Genomic DNA, 19,059 nt, shown 5'->3' on the forward strand with positions numbered 1-19,059 from the left:
ATCCGATCTGCCTAACTCTGATCAGAGTCAGGTAGCCGCGCTCGATCGTGAGGTTGATAAAAGTCCAGGATCGGACCTGCCGGAACAATACCGTTAGGATTGATAGTTGGATGGCTGCGGTAATAGTGTGCCTTGATGTGCTGCATGTTCACCGTCTCTGCAATGTTGGGCCACTGGTATAGTTCGCGGGTGAAACCCCAAAGATTCGGGTACTCCGTCAGACGCCTGAGATTACATTTAAAGTGGCCATGGTAGACCGAATCGAAGCGAACCAGCGTGGTAAAAAGCCGCCAGTCGGCTTCGGTGATATGCCCGCCTACAAGATAGCGCTGACGTGAGAGACGCTGATCCAGGTCGTCCAGGCGTTGAAATAAAACCGCGACGGCATTCTCGTAGACCCGCTGATCGGTGGCAAAGCCCGCCTTATAAACCCCATTGTTGACGTCGTGATAGACGCGGTCGTTAATCTCGTCGATTTGCGGCAGCAGCGCATCCGGCGCAAAATTTTCTCTCGTGGCGCCGATGCCATCAAAGGCAGTATTCAGCATGCGGATAATCTCGCCTGATTCGTTGCTGACGATCGTGTTCCGCTGCAAATCCCACAGCACCGGCACTGTCACCCTGCCGCTATATTCCGGAGCGGCGCGCAGGTAGACTTCATAAAGATAGCGCGCCTTGCCAACAGGATCAGGCGCCACGCCGGAGCCTGATCGAACGTCCAGCCGTGGTCGCCCATGTAGGGATTGACCACGGAGACGCTTATCATGTCGCCCAAACCTTTCAGCGCACGAAAAATCAGTGTGCGATGTGCCCAGGGGCAGGCCAGGGAAATATAGAGGTGGTAGCGGCCCGCCTCGGCGGGAAATCCGCCCTCACCGCTCTGCCCGGGACTGCCATCGCGTGTGATCCAGTTGCGAAACTGGGCATTCGTACGGACGAAGCTGCCGCCCGTCGATTTTGTGTTGTACCATTCGTCTACCCATTTGCCTTTGACGAGCAACCCCATCTCTACCTCCTCTATCTCGCCGATTTGATGTCTAGCAGTGTAACGTAAGTTAGGATGGTTACGAAGGGCTGGAAGATCAGCCGGAGACAAGTGTTGCAGTACGTCGGTGTCACCCATGTATATTTGCGGCAAGCTCAATCTGATACCTCATTTATCTCTCATGTTCATGTATGACTGGCGATATGTATAGGGGCAGCTGTAAACCTGAAGTGTTGCGCCAAACCAGCGCTACCAGCCTGAAAAATTAAGCTCTCTGCGAAGATTATTCTTCATCCAATTTTGTGCCGATAATTTTGCCCGCCTTGGAAAACCGCGTCTCCCAGATTGACCACGATTCTGAGCCTTCTGAAGATCACTCAAATGGATCAACGATGGTTACTGCCCAGCAAGCTGGCTGAGAGTTCGATGGCCCAGATGATCGAGTGAACGGATTAACTACCACTTCTATTAGAAATAATTCTAATAGAAGTGGTCGGATAAATTTTGGTAGCACAACAATATAAAGGTATCAATATCGTGAAGTAGGTCGGGCGTAGCCCGACCTACTTCAGGCACCAATCTCCTGGGTCGAATTATCATATTAGCGCAGCGTAAGCCGACGTAGGCACGCAAACAGCTGGGCACATTCGCTATCCAGGAAGACGGCAACAGGCGCAATGTCTGATTCTATTGCATTGAGGGGTAAGATGGTTTCAACTTGATCTCCAGGGGAGGTGCAAAAAAAAACTGGCTCACATTGCCTCACCTGACCAATCGACAAGCAACGCGCCAACTCCGCATGCGGCGCCGATAAGGCAAACCACTGTCCATCCGCCCCAAGCCCAGGCGATTCCCGCAGCGGCCGCGCCGGCCGCCCCGCCGAGGAAGAAAAGACCTACGAAAAGGCCGTTGAGCCGGCCGAGTGCCTCCGGCTGGAAAAGATTGATGACTCGACGGCCAAGGTTGTGGTCACCGACGACGCCGATATCGAGCAAAATCGCACCCGCACCCATGAGAAGAAGGGACAAGAGCGGCGTCGCGACATGCGAAGATCCCGCCCATCCCGCAAGCGCGAAGGCCACCACCACTAGTAGATGGGATGCGATTGTCCCCGATCGCGTCCAGCCGAGATCGCCCGCTCGCCCGACAAACGGCGTCATCGCTGCACCGGTTGCGCCGACGAGTGCGAACAAAGCGATTTCACGTTGGTCGAGTTCAAACGGCAGTTGCATCAACTTGAGCACGACAGCAGTCCAGAATAGGCTAAATGCGGCCATGGTCAAGCTCGCCGTGAGCGCTCGTCGTCGCAGCACAGGCTCCGCGCGCAATAGATGCCAAAGCGAGGCGATTAAAAACGGATAAGTCGAGCGCGCCACTGGCCGGCGTTCGGGCAGCCGCTCAGCGAGCGTGAACGCGAGCGTCGCCAGGGCGAAAGCGCTCACGCCGTAAAAAGCGCGCCATCCAAAGTTAGCGGTGATGATGCTCGCAAGTGGCCTCGACAGTACAATGCCGAGCATTAGGCCGCCCATGATGTCCCCAATGACGCGGCCGCGCTGCTCGGGCGACACCATGGAGGCGGCGAGCGGGACCAGGATGTGGATAGCAGAACACGCGGCACCAAGAATGAAAAGAATCGCCAGCAGCAACGCAGCGCTCGGAGCGAAGGCGACCGCGATAGCACTTATCGCCGCGCATCCGATCATCCTGACGATCAGCTTGCGATTTTCCAAGAGATCGGCCAGCGGAACCAGAAGAAAGAGGCCAAAGGCGTAGCCGAGCAAGGTCGCCATAGACACGAGCCCGCCGCTTGCTTCAGCAAGGCCAAGCGATGGGCCGATCAGGCCGATTAAGGTCTGCGGAGCGTAGAGATTGGTAACGACGACCCCTACCGACGTCGCGAAGAGCGCTGTGAGGGGCCCGGTAAGCGGTATTTCTCCCTTGGTCGAGGGATCGGTGGCAGTCTCGCGCGGCGTTACGGACATGATGGCTTTTATTCTAATTGGAGGCCACCGATTTACCAGAAGCAGGTCTGGCACGGTTCGCCACTGCGTGTTGAATAAACGCGATCAGGCGGATAATATCGGTACAGTTGGGGAAAGCTTCAATCGATTTTTGGCTCAGCCACGGATTCCCGGGTGTAATCGAAATCAAATCTCGCCTTCCACACCACCTGCGCGACACCGACTGTTTTTAACTTCAGGAAAGCGTTTCCCGCCAATTGACGGTTTCCTTTCAATTCTTCACCGGTGGTAATCGTGTTAATTCTGCAACATGAACGTTTCGTACTCCAGGCGGTTGAATTTATGCGAGAGGATAAAGAGGCTGAGAAACGCGGATAACGTTACCGAGGCGGCAAATCCATAACCGAAGGTTTCCGCGCCCAGGTGCAATGTGGCAAAGGTGAACAGCAGGTTCGTGATAAAGAAACATGCAGTAATGATCAGCACCTCGCGGCGAGCGTCAAGATAGAACAGCACGTTGAGTATCGCCATCAACAGCACCTGTACACTGACTGCAACGACGTCGATATAGAACAAATGTATATATAGCGGGGAAATACCTACTGCGTGCAGCAGCTCCCTGCCCCATAACAGGCACAGCATGACCGTCAGCCCCTGTACTTTGAAGATCTCGTAGATTCCCTGCCGGGCGGCGTACACCATCTGGTCCCGTCTATATTCAATATGCATAAGTGTATCGCCCTCCCGGACTGCGCGGTAAAAGCGCTCATGCTGTTGCGCGAAATCAGCCTCCATGCTTACCAGAAATACGGCCATGCCGGGCAAAATGAACAGATAGGCCAGAAAAATGGGAAGATCGTAAATAATGGAAGCACGCAAGGGACCGATGACTGCCTCGGAAGTATGCGGCACAAACCAGAATATGAACTTATCGACCCAGACGGCCAGATAATAAAGGGTACCGACAGCAAATAAACTATAGAAACTCCTGCGTTGGTTGAGAAAATCAAACTTGAGCAACGAGTTCCCGGGATATTCGCGGACAATATGGCGCAGGAATGAAAACAGCAGGTAGGCGTGCCCGGTCAGCACGCCCAGCAATAGCCCATTCAATTCCCAAGGCGACACCACAAGCGCTACCGCGATGCCAAGCAAATAACCTTTTCCCAATGTCCGGACTATGCGGCGATAGGCCTTCATTCCTGATAGAAAAATAAGGGTGATCCAAGCGCCGCTCAGCACGACAAAATTGCTCAGCAATAACAAGTTCTGGAAAAATGGTCCGGTAAAAAACCAGAAAATGGCAGGCGCGGCCCATAGGAAACCGCCCCCCATGGTAATCGTAAGGACGCCAAACAAGTTGGGTAACACCTCAGCCTGGGCGCTCGCATAAGCCCGATCCGCAACAAAGCGCGTAAACATCAACTGCATGCCGCCGGTCCAGATTAATGAAGTCGCCATAAGGTAGGTTACGCAGATCTGGAAGGCATTGACTTCCCGCTGGGCGACCCCCAGCGCGACGGCAAGAATGCCGATCATCATGATGCTCAGAATAGATATTACCCACGGACCGCCGCTAACCAGACCCGCGTAGCCGTATGCGCGCAATACCGACCAATAGCTGTCGCGCTCGAGCATTTTGCGAATCTCAAAACCTATACCACCCATATTCAACCTAAATCCAATAGTTGGACGAGGGGAAGTGTACGGTTTTTGGGGTGCAGGGCAAGGCGCAACGACGCGGAATACGACCGCGCAGGGCGGAGCAGTGCCTTCCGCAGGAAGGTGCGACCCCGAAGCGGAATGCGGACGCCCCCTTGCGTGTGGAACGCGATCGCAGCATCCCCGACGCTGCCCAATCCCCGCTTCGCGGGGCCCCTCGGGCGACGCTTCGGGGCGTCGTTCCATTCCAAGAAGTTGCAACGCAGCCATGTGCCCCAAAAACTGTGCAATTCACCCCGTAGTGCCCTCACCCGGGAGGTGAGCGTTAAATAATGCGAAATATTGTTATTAATCATAACACTGATCTATCAAATGAGCGGTCAACTACCGGATTTAGGTTCAAGCCACTTTCACGGGTTGTTTAGCTGAATCCGGCACCGAATCCAATGCTTTCGCATAAAGATTCCGATAGGATGAGAACATCAACTTGTCGTCATAGTAGCGCTTCACTCGCTCAAGCCCAGCCTGTTGTGCCGCGTGCCATCGCGCGGTGTTATTGAGCAGTTCAAGCGCCGCTTTCGCCGTTCCCTCGGGATCGGCGATGAAAACCACGCTTCCCGCCGCGCCGAGAGCGCGGTCTTCCTCGCTGTTTCCCTCGATAAGCTCGCGGCATGAGCCTACATCGGTGGCAACACACGGAACACCACTGGCAAACGCCTCCAGTACGACCAGGGGTAACGCTTCGCTGATTGAGGTCAATACCATCAGGCCCAGTTGCGGAAGAATTTCAAGCACGTTTTGAAAGCCCATGAATTTGACATGATTTTGCAGCCCGAGGCTTGATGCCAGTTCTTTGCACTCATTCACATAGGACGGGTCTTCATCTTCCGGGCCGGCAATCCATCCTTCCGCATCGGGCCGTTCATTGACCAGCATGCGTAACGTCCGAATGAAGGTCTTGATGTCCTTGATGGGCACCACCCGCCCGATCAATCCCAGCACCGGCGGAATTTTTTCAGGTCGTTTTTCAAACGCGACCCGATAGCGCTGCAGATCGATCCCGTTAGTAATGACAAGCGTTTTTTCCGCCGCTGCCCCATCCGCGATCTGCCTCAGGCGATTGCCCTCGTACAGGCTGACAATGGGCGATGCTTGCGCGTAGGCCATGCGGCCGATCTGTTCATAAAATCTTATCCAGAGGCCACGGATATATCCCATTTCATCATGCAGGGTATTACATACATCGTCATTGTGATCCTGGATCCATGTGGCTTGTGCCAGATCGATCTTCCGCTCCTTCGTATAGATACCGTGCTCAGTCAGCACAAAGGGAATATTGCGGCGCAGGCGAATCATCGCACCCAGCAATCCCGCATACCCTGTCGAGATGGCGTGTACAGCGCGTACGGGTGGCAGCCCGGCGGCGATATCCGCCAGCACGAACAGAGGCGCGTGCATGGCGCGTATTGCCCAGAAATAGGCAACAAACGAGGGCTCCGTGCAACGCTCGCGGTACTGGCGGGTGATGTAATCCCATGAAGCTTCGCTATAGAGAAAATCCTCGTGGCTGATGCCACCGGCGGAACCCAGGCGAGAAAACGCTTTTGTCATTTTCTCACCTGGTATTGTCAACGACTGGCGCATGTGCGCATGCAGCTCGTCCATTTCCGAGAAAGCCGTGCGGTCGCCTTTGCATGCAATCGGTTTAAGCCGCTTATCCTGGTGCAGCAAATAATGTGTTTCCACGTGCGTTACATTGGGCGGGAATTGATACTGCGCGGGGCCGTACATTTTCCTTTCGCCGCCGATAAAAATAACGGCAAATTTGATTTCCGGCAAACCGGCGATGATCTGGTGTACCCATGAGGATACGCCACCCCGAACGTACGGGTAGGTACCTTCCAGTAACAGGGCAATATCGGCCACCGGACCTGCCGCCGATCCTGCTACCGTCCCGGCTGCCTTGGCTCGAACGATGTCATTCATTTGTTCCACCACGCCCTTACCAAAGCCAGTTCGTGCCCTCTCTCGCCGGACCGCGTCAGTGCCGATAAATAAACCTTCACTTCCGAGAATCTTCGCTCACTGAAGGCTATTTCGGCAAGCCACGGCAGGATTTTCTGCTCATCCGTTCCCCCGGCTCGTGCGTTGGCGAATGCCTCTCCAGCGAGCGCGAGATCACCTGATTCCAGCAAAATCCGCCCGTACAAAAGCCAGCTATCCGCATCTGACATAACGGATGCGCCTGCTTTATCCGCCACATCCGGTACAGTTGCCCCGCCAGCCGATGATTCATCGCCTGGGGAGGCGAGTACAGCTTCCGCAAGTACAGCTTCCATATGGCGTCGCGCGGTTTGCAGCCAATGCTGCTTCACGGCCCCTTGTGCCAGACGGTGATATACCAGTTCCCAACACAAAGCAGCAATCGCTTTATGGCAGGCATTGCGCATGCGCACCGGAACGTCCGGCAGTCCTTCGGTCAGAACCAAAATATGGTTGGTCAGATTTTTTTCGCTACTGTCTCTCATGGCGTAAGCCAGCAGTCGCACATCATCGACAGGATCGCACGTTGCCTTCGACCAGATTGTCATGGCTTCGCGTGGCGCCATATGCCGCGTTGCCATCACCGCCTTCAGTCGCTTCAACGGCCGCCCGGCAAAATGCACAATCTGGCGCAACGCGCCCTGGCTGTAGGGTGGTGTCGGGAAAATGACAGGCGGCGAAAACGGCAGCTCAGGCAAGGCAACGATCTTTACATTGTGGGAAGAACGGCTGCGCGGGCGTTGTAAAGCGCTGGTGATGCTCCACAGTATGCCAAGCGCACCGAGGACCGGTAAAATCCATATAAAGGCAACCAGAAAACTCAGGCTTCTTCTCGCGGGCAACTTGTAACGGCGCGGCAGCAATTGCCAGAAGCCCCGGGCAAGAAAATAGGATGAAACAGAGTGGGATAACACCGCCGCCAGCACTATCCAGTTCGCCGCCCAGGCCGCTATCCAATCGCTGGCACTCAACCAGAGCAGTAAGTCGGCCAGTACCTCGGCTGCCACTCCCCATCGCATGGACGGCCGATACATCAGTGCGGCTCCAAAGAACGAATCGTTTGCGGATCGATATCGTTAATGGCTATCAGCTCGCTGGTTACTCTTCCAAGAATATCATCCACCCGCTGCATCCATGCTCGCGCGTTCGCGGTATCGGTCAAGGGGAGCAGAAGCCAGATGACCGGTTTTTCCTCATCTTTAGCCATACACATCAGGTCGACAGCGCGGACCGAAGACCGCAGTTGCCCGTAAACGTTCAGGATATCGACGGGAGCGCCCGACAACCTCAGGAGCGTTGCATCGAGCTTGAATCTTAAAAAATCCTGATGCACACGCTCAAACGAAGCAATAAAGCGTCCGGTAGAAGAATCGGCTGTACCAAAACGAAGATGGTCGACACCATGCGCCACAAGAACCGCAATAAGTCTTAAATTATTTTCTTGAAAAGCAAAGAACGGCATGGATCTAACCACCAGCATTGCATGAATTTCGCCGGTCGAGTCAGCCAGAGGAATAGCGGCCAATAACTGGTTCTGATCCATGGCGTATTCGCTTATAAGGTTTACCGCCGCCAGCTCGCCGCTTTCGAGCGCGCTCGTCACCACGGGGTCATCGTCGCTTATCGAAAAATTTCCACCGATACACGCCAGAATTCTGCCCGTATCGATCCGGTCGGCCGCTATCCCAACTATACAGGCTTGCGTCAGCGCACCATATTCTGCTATGAACTCGATAAGCCGCTGTAACGAAGATGCATTCAGCCCATCAATACCATCGAGCGTCGATTGCAAGTTCATGATGCCTTCACGCAATGAAGATCCACTATTAGCGACAGTTTGCTCCAGGCGGTCGTGCGACAGGCGTAACAGTTGATAACTGCGTGTAAATTCCTCCAGGCGTTCCGCGCGATATTGGTAGGCGCCTTCCAGCCGATGTAACCGGCGTCCCCACATATCGCGAAACTCTCCCGCCACCATCGCCACGACAACAACGCCGATTGCCCATGGAAGTGGAAAACCGGCCGCAATTTGCCACTGCTGATTGATAGCCACCCCTAATAATGCCAATATAAGCAAAGCACTGACAAAACCATAGACGAATCCATACCGTAACCCAGCCAGCAAAGGAGCGAGGAGCGGCCACGGAAACCCGCCATTCAGCCGGAAAGGATCATGCTGCTGGGTAATGAATGATGCCGCGATCACAATCGCGGTCAGTACAAATGTCTCGAACCAACCACCCCAGACCGACACAGGCGTATTGACATCGATAACTTCAATACCTTCCAGCCAAGGTTTTTTCATGGCTTGGCAGGCTCTTTATCTGAACGGGGTGTCATCTGTAATTCACGGATTTTCGCCAAGGTTTCACGACATACCTCCAATTCTGCATTTAAAGAGCTTTGATTAGGCGCTGCTTCTCCGGCGAGCCATCGATTGGCGCGGTCAACGTCATCTATGGATAACGGTAATATTTTCGGGGAAGAAGGCGCCCCGGGCCGCTGCTCCAGATGAGTGGAAATTGCAGATAACTGTGCGGAAACAGCCGGATGATCTTTATTTTTTACCGTATCGGCGAATGCTTCCCATGCTGGCGTTTGAAGGCGCTCGCGCTGACGCCGCAGCGCAAAATAACGCGCGTTGTCCAGCGCTTTTGTAAAACCCCAGCGCTCGCGCATCGATTGCCATTTTTCCAGGTTATCCGCATTCCCGGACTGCGCCAGCGGATCTTTCAGTCCACGAAAGTAATCTGCCAGGCGTGGAGGATATTCCACTTCGGTTTGGGCGAAACGCTGTGAAGCAAACATTTGCAAGGCGCTGAAGCGGACCTGGTTTGCGTTGGCGAGGCAATCTGACCATTCCATATTATCGGCTAATGTCAATGTCCACAAAAAATCCCGCGGCCTCGTCTCTAACGATCTCAAATACCGCGCCGCTGCCTGAACGGGTTTGCCCAGAGTGTGCTCTGCCGCTGCCAGGGCTTCGGTCAAGGGCGGGTTTACCACCGATTGATTCCCAGATGGGTTACGGTACGGTTGAACGACAACCTCAAGCAATGCCTGATCCATTTTTTTGTCGGACAATAACAGCCAGATCATTGCCTCCGTAACTTCAGGATCAGGACCTCGCAGTCGCAAGAGCTCCCGCAATGCCTGGCGCGCTGCGTCTCGCTCTCCGCTTGCCATTTTCCGCATGGATCGGAAATACCAGTAATCTGGCGCTTGCGCTATCGAAGGCAGTGGTTCGGCCAGCGAGAGCCATTGATCGAGCTCTTCCAGATTTTTTCGCTTCCATGAAAAACGCATGAGTCGCTGCAAATCTTCTATACGCTGCAGCCGATCCCATCCATAACGTGCAAGTTGCTCACCTTTTTTATCGTCGCGATGACGTGCCGCCAGACGTTGCAGGTGTTCGAGTATATCCACATCGTTTGGCCGAAGCGCCAGTGCCTTTTCGTAAGCTTTGCTTGCATAGGTATCCTGGCCCAACTGCGTAGAGACTCTAGCCAGCAATAACCAGTACTCTTCAGCATACGCTGGGTCAGGGGACTTGATTCCACGAAGCAGTAGCTCGAAGCTTTTTTGCGTTTCCCCCGCTTCTTCATATACCCGAGCCAGCGCCAACTGTTGCTGTCCATTTCGCGTATCGGGCATTTCCTCATACACCTTGAGCGCCGCGCGAGGCTTACCCTGGAGAATCAATAAATCCGCCAATGCTTTCATTGTTGGCGGAGGATTATCAAAGCGCTCTGCATGCCGCCGCAATTGCTGTTCCACATGTGAAGGCTGGGCAATGCTGAGGCCAGCCTTGACGTAAGCCTCTGTTTCGGCAGTGGCAAGCCTGCGGCGCAGCATGATGGCCTCGATCAATTTTACCAGCGTGTCGTAATCCGGTTTCGCCTGCGCAAGTGCAAATGCTCGCGTCTCCGCCTCGTTATCCGCCTTATGAAGCGCGAAAGACAACCATAGAGCCAGCGCGTCGTCGGATTGCCCATTCCAGTCATAAATATGGGCAAGCAAACGGTGGCGATCGCTGCCGACGACCAGGGATGACCGCAACATTGCCGCGCGGGAGAGACTTTCGTCCAACATACCCATCGAAATTTGCAATCGTATAACACGTTCGGCTAGCACGCGGTCTCCCGGCGATAATTCGCTCGATTTTTTCAGCCAGGTCAACGCATGTTCGCGATCTGCAAGCGGTTCGGCGATATTGGCGCCCAGCAACAAAAGCTCCGCATCGCCCTTGACACTGTCAGGGCTGGAAGCACCGCCGTTCAGGACTTGCACCGCGGCCTTCAAAGCCTCACGATCGATGCCCGCCTGAAGATAGGCGCGCAAGCAGGATTTCGCAATTTCCTTTTTCTTCGCGGGCATTTGTTCAATCACAAATGCTTTGCACAGATCGCGTGCGGCCAACCTGGGCTGATTTGCTGCTATGCGCTGCTTTGCGGCGAAAACAAGCCAACGCGCTTTCCTTTCGCCAGATTCATTTCGACGGACATGCAATTGCTCGAAAATTTCCGCCAATACTGAGGGCTCGCCAAACTGCTCCGCCAAGACAACCACTTGGTTCAGTTCGGCTTCATTATGCGAAATGCGTAATAGTGAAGGGATGAGTTCAGCAATGCGGGTCCGCAACGACGCTTCGACATCCTTGGCGGGATGCCGGTAAAGCTGCTGCAGCGAGAGTTTCAGCTCCGCCATGCGAATTTCATAGGTCAGCTTCGATTCCGGAGCGCGTCGCAAAGGATCGATAGCAAGGACAGCCTCGTCAGTCATGCCCGCCTCTGTCAGCACCTGAACGAACGACAAGCGCAATGGAGCGTTCTCGGGGTCCGACTGGACAAGAACGCGAAGGTAAGCGACTGACAAGGCGTCTTTTGCCGATAGATTGGCTGGGTCCCTGAACGCAGGCTGCCGGGGAAACAAAACCCAGAAAGCAATCAGCAATACCGCGCTCAGGAACATTAGCGCGGGTGCATTTAGCAAGGATTCTCGCTGCGTTTCAACACTCAAGCTGAAATTCCCCGGATGCGTTGTCCGCGGATACCACATATAAGGAATGCGAGCCCTCACGACGCGGGGTCAATGGCTTGCCACCCATGCTCAACGCGCACGATATCGGCACACTGACAGCCAGCTCTCCGCGTGCTTCAAACAATAGCGTAGCTGAACCATCGGAATTGACATGCCAGGATTTCAGCGGCGCACCGGCCTCTATCAACCGCAAGGCTGAATTTGCATCTCGCTTGCTGCGCCTCTGGCTGAGGACGGCATAATTGCGTGCCAGATAAATATAACGGTCCGCATTTCGTTCCGAATACCCGACAATATCGGCCGATATTTCCGGTTTCATTTCCGAGGCAGGTACTCGTACCGTCCTGAGCGCATCTCCAAACAGCATCCAATCACCTTCAAGATCGCGCGCAATGCTCGCTGTTTGAAAAGCGCTCACGCGCTGAACGTATTCGTCGACCCAGATGCCAAGCACATTCTCTTTACGCTGCTCATCGGCCAACTGATCCAGAAGCTCCGCTCCCCGCGCGTGCAATAGCGCATCAGCATTGATCGATATGGATGAAACACGCAACCGCCGTCCCACATCGAGAGCATCGAGCTGCCGGTTCCAATCGCTGACCCTGCCGAAATTGAGCGCTTCCCCATACCAGAGTTGCGCAAACAACGGCTCGGCAGTCAATGGCGTCAACACTTGCGTGCCCCATTCGGTCGGACGCAGCGCCGGGGAAAGATCGGCGAAAGATAACGATCCGCTCTGCCAGCGCAGGCCGCCTCCACCATAATTGGGCAGGCTTTCTTTTTTGGCCGCTGCCAAAGCTGCTGGTCCTGGCTTGCCATCGCCAGACCAGATAAGCAACAGCGGGGAACTGGGCGCAACCGATTGCAGGAACGGGATGGTCCCCGCGATTTCACGCGTTATGTCGGCCGCATACCTTTCCATGAACACGCTATAGCGGTAAGGCTGCTGATCGGCATCCGTCTTCCCCTCGAACACCCCCCAATAAAAAGGATGGCTGTATGTGTGGCTCGCCAATCGAACCTGCGGCATCGCAGCCAACTGCCGCAATTTGCTACGCTGATCTTCACTGCTCACTTCTGCTTCTATTACACCCAGCGTTAGCGGCGCGCTGTTTTTTTCGATCCATGCTCGAAGCCGGCCGATTGCTTCAACGCCATACTCGTCTTTAGCAAACAGGCGGTCGCCGCGCACTTCGATAATACCCAGGCGGCGTCCGTTTTCCGTCGTCATATCGAACACTGGCTGCATCGGCAGACGCAACGCAGCCTGAAAAAAAGAAAAAGGATCCAGCAGCCATTCACGGCGGCCCGATGCGTTTTCGCTTAAAATGTGAGGGTGTAACGCATACCCTCCCCACGTGCCGACGGAGACCGGATGAAATAGCTGGTCCCCATCGCTCAATGTCAACCACGCCTGGTTGCGCTCGCGAACACGAACGCCAGGCGTACCGCTTCCCACTACCGGCGCCGTACTCGGCCGGCCCAGACGCTCGTTGACGTCGCCAAGCTTGAGCATGCTGGTGGTGGGTTGCAGTTCTCCCTGATAGTCGATCAGATCGCGGCAGGCGATCCCTGCCGGCAAATTACCCATGAATACCACCGGCAAGTCGGCGTCAACTTCTGTTTTCAACCGCGCGCATACGTTCTCATAGCGGCCCGTACCGTCCGCGCTGTCTTCGCCCAGCCATGCGATGACCCCGGCATAACGGCCTACGAGGGGTTCGATAGGCAAAGGAAGTTGATCGACATACCAATAGTCCAGCGCAAGGCCAAGATATTCCAGCGGCATGGCTGCATGCTTGAATAGCTCATGATCCATCTGTTGCGCGGGCGTGCCGTTAATGACTGCGAGTAATTTGCGCGGAGCCAGGCGCAGGCGGCCCTGCCCCAGCCAAGTCAGGTCGCCATTGGCGACCCACGGCATGAATCCGAGCTTGACAATCTGACGCGCTGTTTTTTCGGCTTCAACCCAGTTGCCCGGTTCGACGTAATCGAGCACGGTAATCGGTACTTTAAATTCGTTTTGCGCACGCTTGAGCTGGTTGAGAAGCCATTCCCGATTTTCTTCCTTGGTGGGTGCATGCTTGCCCGTCACAGGATCAAAGCCGTGAAAAAGAGATTCGGCTACCATGCCATCCGCGTATTGGCTGGCGCGGTCCAGCACTTCAAAACCCCGATTGAGGATCAGCTTGCAGCCAGGAAAGCGGCGCTTTACCTCTGCAAGCAATGCAACCAGTCCTTTTTCCTGTTCCTCGCGCTGCTTGCCTTCACTGGTCACAATCAGATAGCTGTCGACGGTATCGAGGAAAAACGCGCGGTACCCATCCTGCCACAGGCGGCCAAAATGGTGCTCCAGCAAATATTCGTGCCAGGCGGGATCGTTCATGTTCATCACCAGGCTATTCCATGCCGGGTTGACGCCGATCGACCATTTCGTTTTGATGCGCCCCATGTCCTCGCTATTGCGTGCAATCTCACCGAATGAAACATAAGCAAATATCAGTGAATTCAGATTCAGCAATGCTGTTTTCTCGTGCGGCAAAATCTGGCTTGGTTGTATGACGATCTGGTCAAAATGGCGCAAATCCTCCACCGGCGGCCGACTGCCATAATAAAAAGCAATGTCGCGCTGCTCGAGCACATCAGCGAATACCGCAGATGTCATTAACAGAAACGGCAGCAAAAACTGCCAGATGCAGAAACGGAAAGATAACATTTCGCTGTTGAGCATTTAAGTCCCTTTGCTAGCGTTAGGGGAACAAGTAAAAACGAAACAGAGCTGATCTGTAACAGTCGATCTGTTCCACCTGCTAGCAGCTTTGATGCTGGCTGAGCCTTGACAACACTGGGTTCGGTGAGGCGGTTAGCAAAACTTGTTGAGATATCCTTGCAGATCTGGATACCCTTTGCTGGATGAGCTCCTGGCATTCCCCGACGGGAATGATTTGATGGTGTTACCTTGGCGACCAAATTGCCGGGCGTTTCCGCTTGGCAGTCCTGCCAGGAATGCCCCCTGTGCGGTGTGGCAACAGGCCTTTATCGGTTCGCTGCCCGTAAAAAAAGCCCATAAAGACATCAAATGCCGGGGCAGCAGGCCCCACTCAACCCTCCGCAACATTTCATAGCGGGACCCGGTTGCATGATGATGAAAAAAAACCTCCATAAAGTTGTCCCGTTCATTAGCTTAGTGGATAAGGTAGCGGCGTGACCTCCAGCGATGGGCCAGCCAGCGATTTCCAGTGAACCACTGCGGCCTCGACACTACTTGTCTGAATGACCGCCAGCACGTCGAAGCCGCCATCAGGGGAAGGTGATGCGTTGACTACCATGCCTATGGATTGTTCCCCCATATCAGCACCGAATAGCTCGTCTCCGGCCTCAACCGGGTTTTCGGATACCCTCGGCCGGATATTCGCCAGATACATGCGACGTTTGATTTTACCTAAATATTGACTGCGAGCCACGATTTCCTGGCCGGGATAGCAACCTTTTTGAAAACTCACTCCGCCGATGGCCTCCAGATTTGCCATTTGCGGCACGAACTGCTCCTGAGTGGCGGGAGTAATGATGGGAATACCGGCTTTGATTTCCAGCCAGTCCCAACAGGACGCACCCACCGGTATGGCATCCTTGCTCAAACCTTCCCATATTGCCGGCGCCTTCTCCGGCGCGACGACCAGTTCAAATCGATTCTGCGCAAGGCGAATGATGCTCGCCGATTCGCCTTGAATCACGCCGAGACGAGAAGCGGGAATCTGCCCCAGATTTTTCCGCACCAACGCCTCGGCATCGTCCCCCGCCACGCCCAAACGAATCTGAATATCGCTGGTGTCGCCAAGCTTTACTTTGGCGCGCAACACATACATGGCCAAACGCTTCTGTATGCCTGGCCCCAGTTCTGCGGGCAATTGCATGACGTAACCGCCGCCATTGCTGCTACTCTGGCTCCAGATCAGAAAACTTGCCAGTAACCTGCCTTTCGGATTGCAATAGCCTCCATAAAGAGCAGCGGAAGCATTGACCTGGTTCACGTCGCAACTCAACTGCCCCTGCAGGAAAGATTGCGCATCCTCCCCCGAGAATTGGATCAGGCCAAAGTGTGAGAGGTCGCTTACTACCGTAGCGGAACGGGTACTCTCAAGTTCGGCGGCGTTATGGCCATAGTCGACGACGCGGCCATCCTGGATAATGGCGCCACGGTTGCGCAAATATGCTTGCCAGATAAGGTTCATACAGAACGATGTATGGCTATGGAAAGTATTAATTATAAAGCATACGCTGCGGATGAGCGGCAAATCGCCAGGAATGAGATAATTCGACCATGGCTGACTTCGTGCCTCTGTCTCTTCCCCCGCTACTGGTTGTCCGGCTCAAACCCTCCAGGCGCCTTGCCGTAATGCTGAGCTTCGCTCATTTCGCGGCGATCGGCCTGCTATGGCCGCTGATATTGCCCGCATCAGCCAAACTGACGGGTTCCGCCATGCTGATCTTCAGCCTTGTTTTCTACCTGAGGCGTTACGCTTTGTTACGCTCGCCAGATTCGGTAATGAATATCGAATTATCAGAAGAAATGATTTGCACGCTTGAAACACGTCGCGGCGACCGCATCGTTTGTGCACTCCTCGGCAGCAGCTTTGTCGCGCCTTATCTGACGTTGCTCGAACTAAAGCCGCTAAAGCGCCAGGAATACACAGAATTACCTTTCCCTCCAAACCACCCGAAACGACGGCGAGGATTTTTCGCGCGCAGCATTGTGATTCTACCGGACGGAATAGATGCCGAACAGTTCAGGCAGCTGCGAGTGCTGCTGCGGTGGAAATGGAAAGATCCGAAGGAAAAAAACCTGACAGGCCCAGGTTGAGGTATATCGTTCCAATATGTGCCGAGCATGCTATATTCAACTGAGTACCCAGGCATAGTCCCAGACGGCTCGGGTACCGTCAAATATTGGCGCTACCATTGAACCGGCATTTCCAGAAATTTCCATTTTAATAAAGCAAAAGCTACGGCTTGAGCCAATCCAAAAAAATCGGGCCGAGCATCATCCGATACACTGGTTTTAAGCGCGGCGACTAGAAAAATACCAGCGAGGCGCTGCCGCTCAGACGTGTTACCGTGTAAAAATCTCGTTGTCCGCTTATTGATATGACCGAGAACTTGTGTATGGTCGTTATACCGAAAGTCTTGACGGGTACCGTCTGCTCTCCCGGTATCTGCACATGCGGCAGCAGGATGCTGAAAGTAGTTCCACCGGTATCGACAGTCATGCGGATGGTCACACTGACAAGGATGCCGACTTCGGTCTCGACACTACGAATCTCTTCTCCGCTAAAGCTGAGCGTCTGCTGCCGGTCCTGGTAGGTGAAACGCGGCTTTCCGTCAAAGCTGGTGGTTGAATATGTAACATGGAGATGCTTACCGCTGAGTTGATACTGGTTTGGGATCTGGGTGGCAGGCTGGTCCGGTTGCATGGATAACTCCTTCATTAAAGTTAATCTCGCAAGACGACGATAATAGGCCGCATTAAAGAGGAGGATTAGCTTATCAATATGCAGCGTAAAGGCGCTGGCTAGAGACGCTGGCTTTGCCAACTCCCACTGATAATATAGATCACGGCACTCAAAAAGCAAGAAACGAAAAAAGATCAACGAATCGAGAATGAGCCAGTGATACAGGTAACGCCGGTACAGTATCACTTTCAATTGCTCTGGATCTGCTCGAAAATTCCACCCTTGGGAAATGCATTTTCTGTGCCTTCTGCCAGCCGCCAAAAACATCGTCGATGGTGAACAGCTCCAGGCGAGGGAACCGGTTCGCGTATCCGGCGCTCACATGCTCATCGCGGGGGCGAAAAAAATGCTTGCTTACAATGTCCTGAGGCAAGGGAGTATAGAGATAGTTAATGTAGGCGGCAGCCACACCGTGCCCTCCGTCCATATCGCCCGAGACAAGACTCATAGTGGGCTCAGCCACTATCGACGATGACGGCAGATGAGTACGGGAAACTGCTCGGATCGCGTACCAGACTGGTGTCGTTCTCGCAGGTTCCAAACGCACTCGGTACCGTAAAGCCGGCCTGCGCCAGATGATTGAAATGGCTCACCGTGTCGGGGCTCGCGTACGGGTGGATGGTGCGGCGGCACGGGTAAAATCGCGACACCGTGCGTCCATCGCTGGCACTATGCAACACTTATGCGGATATCGATGTGCTGGTAGCGCCGCTGAACCGTCTGTACAGCGGCCGCTATAATTATTAAGCCAGCTTTTTAAAAGAGAAGTGAGTAAGTCTGCCTCATGTCAGAATATGAGGGGAAGGCTTCATCATTACGTGCGTTTGAGCAATGGCAGAATGACAATATGAGTTTAATAACATGAACTTTCAGCAACTGCGCATCATCCACGAAACGGTCCGGCAGAACTACAATCTAACCGAAGCGGCAAACGCCCTGTTTACTTCGCAATCCGGGGTCAGCAAGCATATAAAAGATCTGGAAGATGAACTGGGCGTCGAGCTGTTCATACGCAAGGGGAAACGACTGCTCGGATTGACCGATCCGGGGAAGGAACTGGTGAAGATAGTCGAACGCATCCTGCTCGATGCCAAGAACGTCAAACGTCTAGCTGAGCAATTCAGCAACCGGAAGCAAGGGCGGCTAACCATTGCAACTACGCATACTCAGGCGCAGTATGCCTTGCCACCGGTGGTGACCCAATTCAAAAAGGCGTTTCCACAGGTGCATCTCGTCCTGCATCAGGCCAGCCCCGGCGAGATCGTATCGATGTTGCTCGACGGCCATGCAGATATCGGCATTGCCACTGAGGCACTGCAGAGCGTTTCGGAGTTGGCGTCCTTTCCCTATTACTCCTGGCATCACGCCGTCATTGTGCCGCACGGGCATCCATTAGAATCTGTCTCTCTCCTTACCCTTGAGGCAATTGCCGAGTTTCCAGTCATCACTTACCACGAAGGTTTCACCGGGCGAACAGGGATCGACCAGACATTTGCAAAGGCAGGATTGTTACTCGATATCGCTATGTCGGCACTGGACGCCGACGTCATCAAGACCTACGTCGAACTCGGGCTGGGAGTGGGCATTGTCGCCTCCATGGCATTCAACCCGGCGCGGGATGCGAAGCTCAATCTGCTCGATAGCTCGCACCTGTTCGAAAAAAATACGACCAATATCTCCGTGCGGCGCGGCCATTACCTGCGCGGCTATGCTTACCGCTTTATCGAGCTTTGCCTGCCATCGCTGACGGAGGCGGCTATTCGCACAGGCGTAAAGCCCGAGGTGGATGTAGAGCTTGGCACATGAACTGAACCGCCTGCTTCGTACCCCCGGTCTCCATTACATAACTTCAATCATA

At 54.2% G+C, this 19,059-nt stretch carries 14 protein-coding genes and 1 pseudogene; 3 read left to right on the plus strand and 12 right to left on the minus strand.

The features are described from left to right. Positions 1 to 11: 11 nt before the first annotated feature. The 10 genes from BLS94_RS07020 to BLS94_RS07065 all read right to left on the minus strand — a co-directional run bounded on the left by BLS94_RS07020 (position 12) and on the right by BLS94_RS07065 (position 15,923). A complete protein-coding gene (locus BLS94_RS07020) occupies positions 12 to 698 on the minus strand; it encodes a glutathione S-transferase family protein (RefSeq protein WP_305367564.1) in 687 nt (228 codons plus the stop codon). After that, on the minus strand, positions 617 to 1,123 hold the full coding sequence (locus tag BLS94_RS15385) for a glutathione S-transferase family protein (protein WP_305367565.1): 507 nt from the start codon (positions 1,121 to 1,123) through the stop codon (positions 617 to 619). The genes BLS94_RS07020 and BLS94_RS15385 overlap by 82 nt, the downstream gene beginning before the upstream one ends. 614 nt (positions 1,124 to 1,737) lie before the next feature. Continuing rightward, positions 1,738 to 2,967 carry an MFS transporter gene (locus BLS94_RS07025; protein ID WP_090959032.1) on the minus strand — a complete coding sequence of 410 codons (1,230 nt, stop codon included), beginning with the start codon at positions 2,965 to 2,967 and terminating at the stop codon, positions 1,738 to 1,740. Positions 2,968 to 3,243: 276 nt separating this feature from the next. Further along, positions 3,244 to 4,614 carry an exopolysaccharide Pel transporter PelG gene (gene pelG / locus BLS94_RS07030; protein ID WP_090958959.1) on the minus strand — a complete coding sequence of 457 codons (1,371 nt, stop codon included), beginning with the start codon at positions 4,612 to 4,614 and terminating at the stop codon, positions 3,244 to 3,246. A 393-nt stretch (positions 4,615 to 5,007) separates the two neighbouring features. Continuing rightward, positions 5,008 to 6,594 (minus strand): GT4 family glycosyltransferase PelF, encoded by a 1,587-nt coding sequence (pelF, locus tag BLS94_RS07035; RefSeq protein WP_090958962.1) that lies wholly within the window; start codon positions 6,592 to 6,594, stop codon positions 5,008 to 5,010. After that, positions 6,591 to 7,685: a protein PelE gene (locus BLS94_RS07040; RefSeq protein WP_090958965.1), complete on the minus strand. Its 1,095-nt coding sequence runs from the start codon at positions 7,683 to 7,685 to the stop codon at positions 6,591 to 6,593. Before BLS94_RS07040 ends, pelF begins: the two co-directional genes overlap by 4 nt. Beyond that, a complete protein-coding gene (locus BLS94_RS07045; protein WP_090958970.1) occupies positions 7,685 to 8,956 on the minus strand; it encodes a protein PelD in 1,272 nt (423 codons plus the stop codon). The genes BLS94_RS07040 and BLS94_RS07045 overlap by 1 nt, the downstream gene beginning before the upstream one ends. Continuing rightward, positions 8,953 to 11,670: a tetratricopeptide repeat protein gene (locus BLS94_RS07050; RefSeq protein ID WP_090958973.1), complete on the minus strand. Its 2,718-nt coding sequence runs from the start codon at positions 11,668 to 11,670 to the stop codon at positions 8,953 to 8,955. Before BLS94_RS07050 ends, BLS94_RS07045 begins: the two co-directional genes overlap by 4 nt. Then, complete coding sequence (locus tag BLS94_RS07055; protein ID WP_256325317.1) at positions 11,660 to 14,422, minus strand: endo alpha-1,4 polygalactosaminidase; 2,763 nt, start codon at positions 14,420 to 14,422, stop codon at positions 11,660 to 11,662. The genes BLS94_RS07050 and BLS94_RS07055 overlap by 11 nt, the downstream gene beginning before the upstream one ends. A gap of 448 nt (positions 14,423 to 14,870) precedes the next feature. After that, a complete protein-coding gene (locus BLS94_RS07065) occupies positions 14,871 to 15,923 on the minus strand; it encodes a CAF17-like 4Fe-4S cluster assembly/insertion protein YgfZ (protein WP_090958976.1) in 1,053 nt (350 codons plus the stop codon). A gap of 89 nt (positions 15,924 to 16,012) precedes the next feature. Between BLS94_RS07065 and BLS94_RS07070 the strand changes: the two genes are divergently transcribed. Beyond that, complete coding sequence (locus BLS94_RS07070) at positions 16,013 to 16,552, plus strand: protein YgfX (protein WP_256325318.1); 540 nt, start codon at positions 16,013 to 16,015, stop codon at positions 16,550 to 16,552. 211 nt (positions 16,553 to 16,763) lie between these two features. Here the strand turns inward: BLS94_RS07070 and BLS94_RS07075 are convergent, their stop codons facing one another. Then, positions 16,764 to 17,162: a hypothetical protein gene (locus tag BLS94_RS07075; protein WP_072768568.1), complete on the minus strand. Its 399-nt coding sequence runs from the start codon at positions 17,160 to 17,162 to the stop codon at positions 16,764 to 16,766. Between the two features lie 148 nt (positions 17,163 to 17,310). Further along, positions 17,311 to 17,649, minus strand: a complete 339-nt coding sequence (locus BLS94_RS07080; RefSeq protein ID WP_090958979.1) for a hypothetical protein — start codon at positions 17,647 to 17,649, stop codon at positions 17,311 to 17,313. 32 nt (positions 17,650 to 17,681) lie between these two features. Here BLS94_RS07080 and BLS94_RS15210 point away from each other — a divergent pair. Together BLS94_RS15210 and BLS94_RS07085 are read left to right on the plus strand one after the other, a co-directional pair. Continuing rightward, a pseudogene (locus tag BLS94_RS15210) lies at positions 17,682 to 17,827 on the plus strand (aminotransferase class V-fold PLP-dependent enzyme); the annotation flags it as partial. Between the two features lie 235 nt (positions 17,828 to 18,062). Next, complete coding sequence (locus tag BLS94_RS07085) at positions 18,063 to 19,007, plus strand: CysB family HTH-type transcriptional regulator (protein ID WP_090958983.1); 945 nt, start codon at positions 18,063 to 18,065, stop codon at positions 19,005 to 19,007. The last annotated feature ends 52 nt before the right edge of the window (positions 19,008 to 19,059 follow it).

This window comes from Nitrosospira sp. Nsp18, assembly GCF_900103145.1.
In the GTDB taxonomy this organism is placed as follows: domain Bacteria; phylum Pseudomonadota; class Gammaproteobacteria; order Burkholderiales; family Nitrosomonadaceae; genus Nitrosospira.

Coding starts and splice junctions, on each gene's coding strand:
- BLS94_RS07055 (WP_256325317.1), bottom strand. CDS start 14,422: ATGCTCAACAGCGAAATGTTATCTTTCCGTTTCTGCATCTGGCAGTTT.
- BLS94_RS07085 (WP_090958983.1), top strand. CDS start 18,063: ATGAACTTTCAGCAACTGCGCATCATCCACGAAACGGTCCGGCAGAAC.
- BLS94_RS07045 (WP_090958970.1), bottom strand. CDS start 8,956: ATGAAAAAACCTTGGCTGGAAGGTATTGAAGTTATCGATGTCAATACG.
- pelG (WP_090958959.1), bottom strand. CDS start 4,614: ATGGGTGGTATAGGTTTTGAGATTCGCAAAATGCTCGAGCGCGACAGC.
- BLS94_RS07080 (WP_090958979.1), bottom strand. CDS start 17,649: ATGAGTCTTGTCTCGGGCGATATGGACGGAGGGCACGGTGTGGCTGCC.
- BLS94_RS15385 (WP_305367565.1), bottom strand. CDS start 1,123: ATGGGTGACACCGACGTACTGCAACACTTGTCTCCGGCTGATCTTCCA.
- BLS94_RS07065 (WP_090958976.1), bottom strand. CDS start 15,923: ATGAACCTTATCTGGCAAGCATATTTGCGCAACCGTGGCGCCATTATC.
- BLS94_RS07070 (WP_256325318.1), top strand. CDS start 16,013: ATGGCTGACTTCGTGCCTCTGTCTCTTCCCCCGCTACTGGTTGTCCGG.
- BLS94_RS07025 (WP_090959032.1), bottom strand. CDS start 2,967: ATGTCCGTAACGCCGCGCGAGACTGCCACCGATCCCTCGACCAAGGGA.
- pelF (WP_090958962.1), bottom strand. CDS start 6,594: ATGAATGACATCGTTCGAGCCAAGGCAGCCGGGACGGTAGCAGGATCG.
- BLS94_RS07075 (WP_072768568.1), bottom strand. CDS start 17,162: ATGCAACCGGACCAGCCTGCCACCCAGATCCCAAACCAGTATCAACTC.
- BLS94_RS07040 (WP_090958965.1), bottom strand. CDS start 7,685: ATGTATCGGCCGTCCATGCGATGGGGAGTGGCAGCCGAGGTACTGGCC.